Source organism: Shimia fortis (assembly GCF_040225985.1).
In the GTDB taxonomy this organism is placed as follows: domain Bacteria; phylum Pseudomonadota; class Alphaproteobacteria; order Rhodobacterales; family Rhodobacteraceae; genus Shimia.
In genome coordinates this window covers 61,515-75,236 of sequence record NZ_JBBPEU010000001.1, presented here as the reverse complement: position 1 = coordinate 75,236, position 13,722 = coordinate 61,515, and the positions used below count along the sequence as shown (strand labels likewise).

Sequence of the window (13,722 nt, the reverse complement as noted above, 5' to 3'; positions counted from 1 at the left end):
ATCAATCAAGTATATCGAAGCCGTCGTCTTTGCCTTCACGGTCTCGAAACCGGTTCATCAATTCCATCTGCCGCCCTTGCGGAACGGTTCCGTAAGACCTAAAGGTGGTAAGAACGTCATCATGGCCCATGTTCTGCGACCAAGCTTTATAGTCCTCAGGCGTACGGCAATGCTCGTTCGCTAGATCGCTCATTGTGTTGCGCACCCGATGAGGGGGAAAGGGCGGAAGTCCCGCATCTGCAAAAGCCTGCTTAAAGATCTTTGCGGCGCTGGATGCGCTTTTCCAAGGTGCGCGCGAAATACCCACAACCTCAAATTTGCGCGACGCTCCTACACCGACCTTGGTTTTAGGAAATAACGGGTCTGTTGCACTGAAAAGATGATCGTGCGTCAATTCGGCAACCCAATCGGCGAGGATCTTTTCGGCAAATGTGCCGAATGGATAAAAACCGGTCGAGAAGGACTTGCCGAATTTTGTGTCAACGTGTCGCCCATCGAATTGCACGCACCCGTTTGTGAGGTCGAGATTTCGCAAGGACAGTGAAATCGCGGCACCCTCACGAGAGCCTGTTAGGAACAGAAAAGTGACAAAGGCACGGTTCCGGCGTTCAATTACTGTGTCGGTCGGCATCCGTTCGATAGCGTAGCGGGCCTGGGCGGGCGAAGGGTGCGGTTTCCACAGAGTTCCACGCCGTGCATTCTCGGACCTGCGATCTGGTGTCAGGTAGTCAGCATCGGCACGACTGATCTTGGATTTGTAACCGGGCTGATCTGCCATCCAGTAATAGAACGCCTTTAACTCGCGCAGCGTTCCATTGACGGTAGCGGCGGACAAAGGTGCGCCTGTCCGTTCGTTCCGAAGCCCGCCAAGGTGCCTCTTGAAGGCGCGGGCACGCTCTGCATGGAATGCACGAAAATCCCTGCCCGCGAGCCAGTCGTTATAAAGCGCGATTGCAGCGGCGGTCTTGTCGAGGGATGCCTCTGCAATGCCGCGTGCGTCCTTTCGCCAGATGAGGTATTTTCGCTTAATTCGCAGGTTATTTGTGTTGCGTCTTGGCATGGTGCCCAACCTCCTGTTTGAACGTGACTTTTGAACCGGGATCGTTAAGGGACACTAATCTTGGGGAGGCCTGCTGAACCGTTACCTCGATTTTGGCGCGAATTGCCTCCAGATCGGTGCGCCTGACGACCTTGTGCATAAGCGAACCACACTCGTGACAAAGGCCAGTCAAGCGCCCGGTTTCAGGGGTCTGCTGCGTGTAATCGGCCATTTTTCCATCGGGTTCGCGTGGAGATTTGCACCCAAGGCAATAGCAGTGGTGCAGTGCCAGTTTGACGGCGGTCTTTGTCTGGCGGACACCAAGAAAGGCTTTGAGGTCCTTCCCCTCAATCAACCACGGCTTGCGGCTTTTTTCCGCGGCAAGACCTTTGAAATTGATCCAGCGGATGACCGTTTGCTTGTGACAGCCAAGAAGCTGAGCGACCTCCCACACATCATAGACGTGGTGTACCTTGACCCTTTGAACCGGGAATTTCTTGGCCATCAGATACGCCCCCTTGCCAACGGGCCATGTGTGTTTTGGCAAAGTTGTGCGGCCTCGAATGCCTCGACTTCGGCTTCGTCGTATAGAACCCGCGCACGGATCTTAAGAAACTTCGGCCCCTTTCCAAGCCAACGCCATTGTTCCAGCGTCCGAGGAGAGATATGCTAGCGTTTTGCAAGTTGGGCTTGAGTGAGATGCGCCATTTTTGACTTCTCCTGATTACGTTGCAGGCCGTGTCATTACGGTCTGCTTGTAAGGCTCAGGATGCTCTTCGACAGCTCAAGAGTATGTGGCGACGTCTTGGAAAGGTGTGACATGAATTGCGCTAAGTCATTGTTTCCTATTGTCCGATTCGGCCTAACGATGACAGGAGCCTTCAAAGGTGTGACCAATGGTTAGGAAACAGAAACGGGTGTTCTTACCCGACCTTCCTTGTAGCGTTGTGATCTGCGGTTCCATGCGAGATGTCTTTCCTTACGGAGTGGCTTCTTGGATGATCGCAGTGAGTTTCTAACGGAGTGCGGTCTGGTCATCGGCCCGACGGATAAGCGGCGTTGGTCAAATGATCTAAAAGCGTATACTTTGAAGAGACTCTGAAAGATTGCGAACAGAGCTGCGCCTAGATTGCGTCCCAAATTGAGACCCAAAAACTCAACGCAGTGGTGCCGTACGGAAGACTTTCCGGAATCCCGGTCGCCATTGCGATGGGCCACAGAGGTATTGTTCTCGCCTGCATATAGGGGTTCTTCCGCGATCCTAATCTCTTCGGCTGCCGGCTAGAGCCAACAGCGACCTCTATAGATGAAGATTTCAATATCAGACTAAGCAAGAGCTTAAGGCTGTCCTTAAGCTTCCTTGGTCAGGTCAAGTTGCCCGGTCGAGAGAGGGGCCCGTCAATATTGATTTAAACCACCTAGTAGCCGGCATTTTTTAGAGCAGTCTCGAAGGTCTTGGTATCAACATGCCGCAAAAAAAGAATTCGGTTGAGACCCACTATATCAACCTCCGGCCATATATCTCGAATATCATCTACCAACTCGAGAGACTTACCTTTTTGACCATCCATTTGGTAGGCGGCCGCCAAATATGCAGTGGCCAATGAACTCACAGGCGCACCGTGCGCTGCAGATGCTAACAGTGCCGAGACCGCCTTTTCGTATTCTCCGAGATAAAACAATGCTACGCCCAAAGCATTCATACGAGGTGAGCGCTGATTATAGGGCAGCGCATCAAGTGTCGGATCACAAACTCGAACCGCTTCATCGAAGCGACCTGAAAACAAATATATGATCGCTTGAAAGTCCTGCACTACGGCATCTTGTGGTGCCAGGGCTGCGCTCTGTTCGGCCTTGGCGATCGCTTTGTCCGCTTTGCCACCCGCCAACAAGGCCCACGCATGAGAAATCTGAGCCCATGCCGAAGAAGGAGCCATGTGAATGGCATCCTCAGACAATGCGAGACCCTTTTCGACCCAAGCTTCGCGCGCGTCAGATGGGGGAGATAGAAGCCCCTTCATTGATGTTGTCAAAGCGACCCCAGCCAGCGCATCGCTGTTGGAGGAATCCAAAGCATAGGCTCTTTCAAACAAGTTGAGGGCACTTTCTAGACGTACGGGGTCGAAGGACGGAAAGATTAAATCTTTGGCCTGTCTAACCATAAAGGTGCTTTTCAAGCGCCCCGGCGACACTTCAAACGTCGCCGTGCGTTGTGCAGCCAGGATAGCAGACCGGTCAGAACGTCCCTCGGGATCATCTTCTTGAAAGAGCAGCAGATAGGCTAGAGCTCCAACAGACAGAAAAAGCGCCGTCGACAACAAGATGATGACTGACGCGCGTCGGGGGAGTCCCCAGTCAGCTTTTGCGCCGCGTGACGAAGGAATACTGGTCTCGTTATGTGTTGGTGTCAGCTCTTCGAAAACCGGCACATAAGACCCTTTCGGGATACTGATCCTGACGGGGTCATTCACCGGGCCATAGTAGTAATCATCCAGCATTCGCCGCAGCCTGCCCGCATCGACTCGGACAAGGTTTGTTGGCAGATCGTCTTGCGGAGTGCGGCCGTAGACGTCCATCGCAATGGTTTTGGCCTTGATTGCGTCTTGCCGTCCGGCAAGCGTCTCTTCGACCACGTAGGTCAGGAAGTCCACAATGCGTGGTGAAGCAACAAACGCGTCGCTCGACGTGACACTTTTCAACGAAAGCCGGATTTCAGTTTCCTGCGTCACGAATGCCCCTTCTGGCGCTGCTGTCCAAATCCATTTGCTGCAGTTGACTTGATGGATAGTCCCTGTTCGTCAAGCGGCTAGGTGAGTGATTTACCGTAAAACACTTTTACGCACAGGCGAAACAATAGACCGTCGCAAGCAGCAGTCCAGCAACTTGTGGCTGCAAACGGCCACCCTTTGGAGAGTGTCTATTGAGCGTTAACCTGAATCCTCTTCTGGACTGGGAATTGGTCCGCCGCAAGCGACAGGTCGATCCGGTTCTCAACGAGGTCTGCCAGGATCTTCAAACTCTGGAAGAAGAACTCGCAAGCCTCTCGAACAACACATCCGAAACTGCCGCACCACAAATCCGGGATCTGAAAACGACACTCGACGCACTTAGGACCGAAATTCTCATTCGGATCGCAGAATGAACCTACTCTTTTGAACAAAGGACCAGACATGACAGAACACCCGAACAGTATGGGCAGTTGGCTGAAAACCGGCGTCATTGCCTTGGCCACCAGCTTGACCATGAATGCCGCCAGCGCAGCCGAAGGTGATATTATCCATGATGGCGAGTACAACTTCCTGCGCGCGCAGCATGGCGAGAAATGGGATGCGCAAGACGTTGAGATCGGTGACGCTCTGGCGGCGATCCGCGATGCCAACGGAGGCAAGCCCCCCAACATTCTCTATGTCCTGATCGACGATGTCAGCTTCGGTCAAATGGGCAGCCGCAAGATGAACTACGTCACCGGCTTTGAGACACCCAACATCAACCAATTGGCTGACGAAAGCCTGTCGCTGATGCGCATGTACACCGAACCCTCCTGTACGCCGACACGCACTGCCATGCTCACGGGCCGCCACCCAGTGCGTGCAGGTGTCGAAGAGGTTAAGGTCGCGCTGGTGGGCGAAGGTCTTTCAGCCGAAGAAGTCACCATCGCCGAAATCCTGAAAGAGGTGGGCTATAACACCTCACACGTCGGTAAATGGCATCAGGGCGACATCGAACAGGCCTATCCGCACAACCAGGGCTTTGACTGGGCGGCCTTCCCCCTGCACCAGCAGGTGCAACTCAGCCTGATGACTCGCGAAGCGATGGTGGCCAACAACATGCTGGGCTTCCACGCCTCGGGCCAATCCGGCGACTTCGCAATTGACCAACGCTTCAAACCCTATGGTCTGGTGACAGGAGTCGAGGCCGAAGCCGGTGGTCTGGCGCGTGAAGTCGACATGGCGCCGGGCGAGGAATGGACCCAGGCCAAATACGAGGACATGAACCAACGGTATCAGGACCAGGCCATCGAACAGCTGCAAAAACTGGCCGCGCAGGATGAACCTTTCTTTCTGCAATACTGGCCGCTATACCCACTGAATTTCGCCTATTCCGATCAGGCACGGTCGCGCAACGGCGGCTTCATGGCCGACAAGATGGAGGTTCTGGACGACTGGGTAGGCGAGTTGATGACAGCGCTTGAGGAAACCGGCAAAGCCGACAACACCCTAGTAATCCTGATGGCCGACAACGGGCTGATGTATCACTACGAAGGCACCAGCGGCCTGAACCAGCTGATCTATCGTGGCGGCAAGACCCAACACCTCGAAGGCGGTGTGCGCACTGACGCCTTTGTCCGCTGGCCCGCCGCCATTGAAGCAGGCAGCGCAGCGGGGGACATCATTCACGTCTCGGACTTGTTCACCACCTTCGCTCGTATCGCAGGGGCCACCGATCACATCCCACGCGACCGTGTGATCGACGGTGTAGATCAGACCGCGTTGTTCCTCATGGGTGAAGGCAACAGCCGCCGCGACTATGTCTATATCTACGAAGGGCCTGTGTTGCGGTCCATCGTGAAGCAGGAATTCAAGATGCACATGCCTGCCCCCGGACAACCCGGCGCGGCAGCCCCTGTCTTCAATGTTCTGCGTGACCCGCGCGAGCAGCACGCCCAGGTCGGCTATTCGCTCTGGTCCGGCGCCAGCTTCCAAGACATGTTGAAACGTCACCAGAAGACCATCGCAAAATACCCGCACTTACCGCTGGGCAAGGACGCCCCGTATGGAGGAATCGAGAACCTGCGCCCCGAAAGCGAACTGGCACGCCAGGTCTTCGACAGCTGGCAATAAGGCACAATCAAACGGGTGCGCGCCCTCGCACGGCGCTCACCCCCACTTCAGCGAACCAATCGGAAACGTACCATGCACCTGACCCCCTTGCGCGCCGCGCTTCTTACGGTGCTGACCTTTGTCTCTGGAGCGCCGCCTCGGCATCCGAAAGCCGGATCGTCGAGCTGAACGGCGTCCTAAACACGCGTGACCTCGGCGGGCTTCAGACCGAAGACGGGCGCAGCTTACGCGCGGGCCAAATCATCCGCTCCGGAGAAATCGACGCCATCGACGATGCTGGCAAGGCCACGCTGGATACTATGGGCATCAGCACCGTGGTCGACCTTAGAACCACGCGCGAAGCCACCGAACACCCGGCAGAGTGGCCCGAAGGCGAAGGGCCCGCTCGCTACAACTTCCCTCTGATGGAGCAAGAGGCGCAAGAGATCGAAGACATGCGCGTCGCCATCAAATCCGGTACCGCCAGGGCCGAAGACACCGAGGCACTGTTTTACGAAGCCTTTGCCACGGTCCCGCAAAACTATGCGCCAGATATCCGCAACCTCTTCAACGTGCTGCTGGCCCAGCCCGAAGCTGAAGCCGTGTTGCTGCACTGCTCGGACGGCAAGGACCGCACCGGCATCGCCACGGCACTGGTTCTAAGCGCGCTTGGCGTCACCCGCGAAGACATCGAGGCCGACTTCCTGATGAGTAACGTTCAAAAGAAAGCAGACTCAAAGGCCGTCGAAATCGCCAATCAGGTCAACAAGGCTAACGGCACCAACATGACACCCGAGGCCGTCTGGCCCTCACTTGGTATCCGGCCTGATCACCTCGGCACATTTTATGACAGCATCGCTGCAACGCATGGATCTGTTGCAGGATACTTGCACGACGCACTTGGTCTCACAGAGGCAGACATTCAAAGTCTACGAGATCGCTACCTTGAATAAGCCCCCTATCTCATGATTTCGGGATAAAGGCTTAGGGCCTGAATGCAATTTTGACACAGGCCTGGGCGTGGGCCTCAAGATCAAACACTGGCCACGCCCGACCAGTCAAGACTCTAACAAACACCACAGCCCGTGTCGGGCCGCGGGCCGAACTTTCGAAGGACCGCCAGTTTCACGTCTTCCTGACACCAAAAGCACAACAGCCGCGACTGCTTCAGTCTCGTAATCCAAAGGTCACCCTCAAAAAATCCGAAACGCTTCGCGCGCAACTAGTGACTGACGTTCATGACATCTCTATTTGTTCAGACCGCACCCAATATCATGCCCGAACCAACACATGGGTCAGTCGACGACCTCGGACGGCAGCGTGCCATATTGCCGGGCATAGTCCTTGGCAAACTGGCCCATGTGCCAGAACCCCCAATCATTCGCAATATCAGAGACTTTGCGGACATGCCCATGCGCGATCAATTCACTGCGCACGCGGCTGAGCTTCAGGCGCATCAAATAAGCCTTGGGCCCAATGCCGAAACGTTCTTTGAAGCCGCGATCCAACGAACGCCACGAAACCCCCGCCATGTCACAGATTTCCGCAACCAACAGAGTGTCGCGCAGGTTGTCTTGCATAATGGCCAGTGCCTTGTTCACAGCAATATTGCGCTGTCGGAGAGTGCTCTTGTCCTGATACACCTCGGCCCCCGACACCACCTCGAGAAAGCCGGCGATGATTTCTTGGTCCTGTGCCGCAGTCATGCGACTGTCCGTGGACACGAGGTGCTCCAGCAAGGTCCAGAGAAATGCGGTTCTGTGGGCCGACTGCAGTCCAATCGCATTCGGGGAAAGAAGGCTGTCCTGCAAGGGCAACTGCAGACGATCCGCCAAAGCAATAGTTTCGGGTTTAGACATGGAAACGGTGAAGCCGGAAAATCCGGCATCACTTACTGCGCACAATTCGTCCCCGTCACCGAAACCGAGGATACTTGGGCCGTCGATCACTTTCCCGCGCCAGCTTTGAAGGCCGGTTCGGGAAGGTATGCCAAGAGTGATTGTGCCTTGCGGAGACTCTCCGGTCTGATGAACACGCCGATCAAAGTTGAACTTGAGGATGCCTACACTGGCGGACTGACGCACCGCTGCGGTGGCGCGCATCGGGCCACGATCAATCTGGCGAATGTCCAGATCCCAGCCCGATATGTCCGAAATCATGTTTGGGTCCGACAAAACCGTCGACATCGGATCGGGAGCGGAAACGGGGCTGCCGCTTTTTCTTTTCGGGTGTCCTTCAAGTGGCGTCAGAGTGAATTCCTCTTCCAAGGGGCATCTAAACCCAAACTGCATCAGATGCGGGCCGTCCCGCATGGTTTCAGATGTTTCACGGATTTTGCCCCGGCGGCAAATAACAAAACACGGAGGTGCCTGCACAATTGGCGAATTTTTGATGTGGTAAAGAAAGCAGTGCTGCCAGTTTACCTGCAAACACAATCATTGCCACCTTTGGAGGAGCCGATGGCACAGCAGAGTATAAACAGGAAAAAGGCGGGCCGCCCGCCTGTCGCCAAAGAGGTCGCGCGCAGCGCACGCGTGGTGACCTTCCTGACAGAGGCTGAGCGCGTACAGCTGGAAGGGCTAGCCGATGAAACGGATCAGTCTATCTCTTCGACCTGCCATCAACTTATTTCTGAAGGGCTTGAGAGATACCGTCAATAAGTTCCCTAAGCCGACCCGCAAAAAAACGTCGCATTTGCGACAAAAAAACGGAGACCCCGATGAAGACACTATTCCTAGCAGCGACGCTTTGCGCTACGGCGCAGTTCGCGTTTGCCGAAGACGCACCGATTACGCATGACTCGGAGTATTACATCCTGCTGTCGCAACACGGCGCGCAATGGGCCGAGGATGACGTCGCTGTAGATGCCAGACTCGCCTCGTTCCGTGCACAAAACGGCGGCAAAGCCCCGAACATCGTGAGCGTATTGATCGACGATCTAGGGTTCGGCGACATGGGTATCCCCGAGCTGAACGCCATCCGGGGCTATGAAACGCCCAACATCAACGACTTTTCGGACGAAGCCCTGCGCATGGTGCGTATGTATACCGAACCGTCCTGTACGCCGACCCGTGTCGCGCAAATGACCGGGCGCCTTCCGGTACGCATGGGCATGGGGGACACGGCGGTGGACATCGCCGGTTTTGGCCTGCCCGGAACCGAAGTGACCTTGGCCGAAGTTCTGAAGCAAGCCGGGTATGCCACCAGTCACGTCGGCAAGTGGCACATGGGCGACATCGCCGAAAGCTGGGCGATGAACCAAGGGTTCGATTACGCGCAGATGGCCGTGCACCAACAGGGCCAACTGACCATCTTCAATGATGATGCCATCAAGGAACAGGTCTCGGTGGCGATCCAGGATTATGACGACAAATACACGCTGGACGCCGCGTTTCGTCCGGATGCCTCGGCCATGATGACGGTCATCGAAGGCGAGGCTGGAGGCCCGATCCGCGAAATCCGCATGGAAAGCGGCGAGCGCTGGAATGCGGCCAAGTACGATGAAATGAACCAGGCGTTTCAGGACAAGACGATGGACGAACTGGCGCGCCTAGCACAGGGGGACAAACCGTTCTTCCTGCAGTATTGGCCGATGATTCCGCTGGACAACACCCGCGCTGGGCGCAGTGGGCCGGAGTCTGCGAACGGCGGCCTCTATGTTGACAAGATGCAGCTTCTGGACCAGTGGCTGGGCGATCTGTTTGCACAGATGGACGCGCTTGGCGTGGCGGACAACACCATCGTCGTCGTGATGGGTGACAACGGGCATTTCACTAAGTACTCCCCCCAGTCAGGATTCACGCCGATGATCTTCCGCGGCGGCAAAGCTGATACGACCGAGGGTGGTGTCCGAGTCGATGCCTTTATCCGCTGGCCCGGTATGATCGAGGCGGATGGTCTGTTGAACAGCATCATCCACGTCTCAGACCTTTATACCACCTTGTCGCGCTTTGCCGGGGCGGACCAGTTCATTCCGCGCGATCGTCTGGTGGATGGTGTGGACCAATCCGCCGCCCTCTTGTTTTCAGATGAAAGCAAAGCGCGCCGCGATCACGTTATCATCTATTCGGCTGACAAGCCCAAGGCGATCGTCAAGGATCAACTCAAGCTGAAACTGCCGCCCCCGGGTGAAAATCCGATCGTGGCCAAATTCTACAACCTCTATCAAGACACGCGCGAGGAATACTCGGTATCGACTGAGGTCGGCGCATGGGGCGGGCAGGAGTTTGTGCGGATTTTGGCCCGTCACAAGGCACGAAAGCAGAAGTTCCCCGACACACCACCGGCCTTCGGCCTGCCTTATGACGGGATCGAAAACATCCGCCCGGAAACCGCAGCTGCAGTTGATGCCTTTCTCGTCCGCAAGGCGTCACCAGAACAATAGTAACACCTGGGCAGGGCTCTAGGGCCCTGTCCGTATCCTGGACATCTTTGTCGCGCGTTAGGAATTGACTTGAATAGACTAAAACAATCCAGCCTGGCAATTGTTATGGCCCTCGGAACAGGCGTTCCAGCAGTTGCAGAAGAAAACGCCTCTAACCCGTTGGCCGCTGTTAACAACACCGATTTCCGTTACCAGTTCCGAGATCTCTCTGGCGGCGTGGACAGACAGAGTTATTTCATAGACGGGGCATACATGCTCCGCGACGACCTCAAGTTGAAATACGAGCTGCACTACAACTCCACTGACATTACCGGAACTCGGGAAGAGGATTTTGAGAAAGTAATCCTGAAGACCATCTACTTTCCTTCAGAATCAGTCTTGAACGAAACATGGGGGATGCGAACGGCAATTGGTCTGGAATGGTCGCTTGATCTGGGTGATACGGCCAAAGGTACCGGGTCGGGTGCCGACACCCTAGCGCCATTTGGTGGCGTTGCCTTTGCAAACGCCAAAACTGGCCTCACGTTAATCCCGCTCGTCCAGCATTTTGAATCATACAACGGTTCAACAGATGTCAGCCAAACAGCGCTGCGCCTGATCGCATTGCAGCCCTTCGCACAAGACTATTGGGCCAAACTGGATCTGATCGTGCCTTATGACTGGAACAACGACACCGTCGCTGCCAGCGCCGAAATACAGATCGGCTACAACGTCAGTCGCAAGCTCGCTGTTTATGGAGACCTGCTTGTCGGCTTGGGCCATGATCGAAGTTTCGACTCGGGCTTAGGTGTCGGCCTGCGGGTCAAGTACTGACGGCTCCCGAAAACCAGAACATTCGAATACTTCGCTCCCATTTATAGGGTTCGGGTTCAACTCAAGGAGAAGCTTCAATGAAAATTCACTTTCGCCGCGCATTAATGCTCGCATCGACAGCAGCGCTCGTTCAACTCGCGCCGATGGCGGCAAACGCCCAATCCATGCCGGCCCAAGGCCAGAGCGAAGCAGGGTGGCGCCACACCGTCGGTCTTTACATGTTCGCTCCTTTAAGCACGACAGGTACCTCGACGATCAATGGGAGTTCGGTCCCGATCGATCTCGATTTGGGGGACGTGCTGGACCTACTCGATTTTGCCGCCTCCGGCCGCTACGAGGCCTGGAACGGCGACTGGGGGCTTATTGTCGACGCCAACTATGTGGGCATCGAAGCGGATGGCAATCTGCCCGGTCCGGGTGGCGCGCCATTTGACGTGACGGTCCGCCAGAAATGGTTGGCGCTGATGGGGGCTTACCGCGTCGCGGATGGTACCTATGGCAGCAACCGCCAGCGATTTACCTTCGATCTGCAAGGTGGGGCGCGTTATAACAACCTGAAACAAGAGGCCAATATCGGCGTTCTGCCGACGGCGGGCGGTGATGAAGGCTGGTGGGAGCCGGTTGTCGGGTTACGTGGAATGTGGCGTCTGAATGACAATTGGACCACGATTGCGTCTCTTGAGTTAGGTGGCTTCGGCGCAGGAGGTAACGACCTGCAGATTGGTGCTAATGTCGGGTTCGATTATCAACCCTGGGAGAAAACCGCGATCACCTTTGGATATCGTTATTTTAGTATGGATTACGCAACAACTTTGCCTAGTGGTGCTTTTGCGTATGACACCGAACAACATGGTCCTTATGTCGGCGTGAAGTTCTTCTTTTGATGAAATGAAATCACCTCTGGCAGAGTTTGTGCTCTGCCAGAGACTGCAACAATAGCAATATAGCTAGGTCAAACTCACTAACATGGGGGCGTCACTCGCCCGATACTTCTCAGCAACTCGCTAAGATTCACCAAAAATGGAGTGCTTGGTGAACCCAAACCTCAACTCAGAGCTGGTGTGTTTGGGGTGCTAAGCGATGCGGTGAAGCAGCAGGCCGAAGAATTTACTGCCGACAGACTAGTAGAAATGTCAAATGTCCAAGCGACCAGCGGAGCGTAGATCATCGCTTCATCTTCTTTGCCATGATTTCAACCGCGGCCCTTAATGGATCGTCAGCAAGATGCGCGTATCTCTGCGTCGTAAGCGGGTTTGTGTGCCCCAGAAGGCGACCGACGACTGGAAGGCTTAGACCGCTAGAAACCAAGTGTGAGGCGTGTGTGTGCCGATTGTCATGGATGCGGTAATCCGAAAGTTCAGCAGTCGAGGTTATACTACGCCAGAAGCGTTTAAGTTCTTTGAGGGGCTGACCTGGATTCTTACCGGGAAAAACAAATGGATGGCTCGGGTCGGCGTTATCTTTGATTTCTTGCAGCAAGGTGGTAGCCGCTTTGGATAGCGGTAAGTGTTCAGTGCGTTTCTGCTTTGTGTGATGGGATGGTTTTACCCAGAGGCCTCGGGAAAGATCGAAGTCACTCCATTGGGCAGTTAGAACTTCGCCAATGCGTGCGCCGGTCAGCAGCTGAAGGCGGATGGCGTTTGCCGCGCTTTGGTTTGGGTGTTCGTTCAGGGCGGTAATGAGGCGGCCCAGCTCTATATCTGATAACCAGCGATGACGTTGTTGCTCAGGAAAACGTTCTACACCCTTAGCTGGGTTGTCGTTGCGCCAACCCCAACGGATTGACAGGGCAAACATCTTTGAAAGAAGTGCGAGTGTGCGGTTTGCCCTGTAGGGCGTTTCTCGCAAACGATTGTGCAAGGCCTGAATGTCGTGGTGGCCGACATCGGCAACTTTGCGATTGCCTAAGTCGGGAATGATGATGGCATTTAGCATTGAAATATCGTTTACGACACTCTTTGTGCGTTTCTTTGGTTGTGCGTGGTGTGAAAGGTATTGGTCTGCAAGGTTAGCGATGGTCTCCGCTTTGCGAGCGGTCTGTCTTGTTTCAACAGGATCGCCACCCTGCGCGGCATCACTAAGCAGGTGCATTGCCTCCTTGCGAGCACCCGAGAACGAGATGAGTGGACCAACCCGACCGATGGTTTGACGTCTGGATCGGCCTGTTGTCCGGTTTCGATACTGAACGATGTAGCTTTTGGTACCGTTGGGTTTCACGCGCACACCAAATCCGTGAAGGGCGTCATCCCAAAAGATCTTTTCGCATTCATCCGTGCCGAGTTTCTCTACGACCGATTTCGAAAGTTTCATTCTTGGCATCGCTTAGCTCCGCAGATTTCCTAGTCGGGTAAGCAAAGGGTAAGCTTTGCCCGGCGAAATCTCAAGAGCTGCGTCGAAGCGTCAAGTAGGGCCCATTGTGCTTTATTGATTAAAGTCAGTTATATATAACTCTTCAACGAGATGGGTTGTAGTTTGTCGAAACATTGGCTGTAAGACTTTTAATCAGTGGGTCATAGATTCTAATCCTATACGGCTCACCACTGAAACCTTCCAAATAAATCAGAATGCCACAAACACCCGTCAGGGTGATTTTGGTGATTGGCGCATCTCCCCAAAAGAAAATCCCCTCGCAGCATGTGCTGAAAGGGGATTCCAATTTCAGAACC

12 protein-coding genes are annotated in these 13,722 nt (G+C 54.9%); 7 read left to right on the top strand and 5 right to left on the bottom strand.

Annotated elements, in window-relative coordinates; translation table 11 throughout:
* Position 1 precedes the first annotated feature (1 nt).
* From WNE31_RS00355 to WNE31_RS00345, 3 genes are all read right to left on the bottom strand, one after another.
* A complete protein-coding gene (locus WNE31_RS00355; protein ID WP_349977597.1) occupies positions 2-1,060 on the bottom strand; it encodes a tyrosine-type recombinase/integrase in 1,059 nt (352 codons plus the stop codon).
* On the bottom strand, positions 1,038-1,544 hold the full coding sequence (locus tag WNE31_RS00350; protein WP_349977596.1) for a helix-turn-helix domain-containing protein: 507 nt from the start codon (positions 1,542-1,544) through the stop codon (positions 1,038-1,040). The genes WNE31_RS00355 and WNE31_RS00350 overlap by 23 nt, the downstream gene beginning before the upstream one ends.
* Before the next feature lie 913 nt (positions 1,545-2,457).
* Positions 2,458-3,768, bottom strand: coding sequence for a tetratricopeptide repeat protein (locus tag WNE31_RS00345; protein WP_349977595.1), 1,311 nt, complete (start codon positions 3,766-3,768; stop codon positions 2,458-2,460).
* A 191-nt stretch (positions 3,769-3,959) separates the two neighbouring features.
* Between WNE31_RS00345 and WNE31_RS00340 the strand changes: the two genes are divergently transcribed.
* From WNE31_RS00340 to WNE31_RS00330, 3 genes are read left to right on the top strand one after another with little or no spacing between them, the layout of a single operon-like run.
* Complete coding sequence (locus WNE31_RS00340; protein ID WP_349977594.1) at positions 3,960-4,181, top strand: hypothetical protein; 222 nt, start codon at positions 3,960-3,962, stop codon at positions 4,179-4,181.
* Positions 4,182-4,209: 28 nt separating this feature from the next.
* Entirely contained in the window at positions 4,210-5,880 is a 1,671-nt protein-coding gene (locus WNE31_RS00335; protein WP_349977593.1) for a sulfatase-like hydrolase/transferase, read from the top strand.
* A complete protein-coding gene (locus WNE31_RS00330; RefSeq protein ID WP_349978235.1) occupies positions 5,778-6,812 on the top strand; it encodes a tyrosine-protein phosphatase in 1,035 nt (344 codons plus the stop codon). The genes WNE31_RS00335 and WNE31_RS00330 overlap by 103 nt, the downstream gene beginning before the upstream one ends.
* A gap of 342 nt (positions 6,813-7,154) precedes the next feature.
* On the opposite strand, the gene WNE31_RS00325 is transcribed toward WNE31_RS00330, so the two are convergent.
* Positions 7,155-8,288 (bottom strand): AraC family transcriptional regulator, encoded by a 1,134-nt coding sequence (locus WNE31_RS00325; protein WP_349977592.1) that lies wholly within the window; start codon positions 8,286-8,288, stop codon positions 7,155-7,157.
* Between the two features lie 30 nt (positions 8,289-8,318).
* Here WNE31_RS00325 and WNE31_RS00320 point away from each other — a divergent pair, with 30 nt between their 5' ends.
* The 4 genes from WNE31_RS00320 to WNE31_RS00305 all read left to right on the top strand — a co-directional run bounded on the left by WNE31_RS00320 (position 8,319) and on the right by WNE31_RS00305 (position 11,940).
* A complete protein-coding gene (locus WNE31_RS00320; RefSeq protein ID WP_349977591.1) occupies positions 8,319-8,519 on the top strand; it encodes a hypothetical protein in 201 nt (66 codons plus the stop codon).
* Positions 8,520-8,578: 59 nt separating this feature from the next.
* Positions 8,579-10,243 carry a sulfatase-like hydrolase/transferase gene (locus WNE31_RS00315; RefSeq protein WP_349977590.1) on the top strand — a complete coding sequence of 555 codons (1,665 nt, stop codon included), beginning with the start codon at positions 8,579-8,581 and terminating at the stop codon, positions 10,241-10,243.
* A gap of 69 nt (positions 10,244-10,312) precedes the next feature.
* Positions 10,313-11,056 (top strand): hypothetical protein, encoded by a 744-nt coding sequence (locus WNE31_RS00310; RefSeq protein ID WP_349977589.1) that lies wholly within the window; start codon positions 10,313-10,315, stop codon positions 11,054-11,056.
* Between the two features lie 77 nt (positions 11,057-11,133).
* Positions 11,134-11,940, top strand: coding sequence for an outer membrane protein (locus WNE31_RS00305; RefSeq protein WP_349977588.1), 807 nt, complete (start codon positions 11,134-11,136; stop codon positions 11,938-11,940).
* A 280-nt stretch (positions 11,941-12,220) separates the two neighbouring features.
* Here the strand turns inward: WNE31_RS00305 and WNE31_RS00300 are convergent, their stop codons facing one another.
* The gene (locus WNE31_RS00300; protein WP_349977587.1) at positions 12,221-13,366 is read right to left on the bottom strand and encodes a tyrosine-type recombinase/integrase; all 1,146 of its coding nucleotides are present in this window, start codon (positions 13,364-13,366) and stop codon (positions 12,221-12,223) included.
* Between the last annotated feature and the right edge of the window lie 356 nt (positions 13,367-13,722).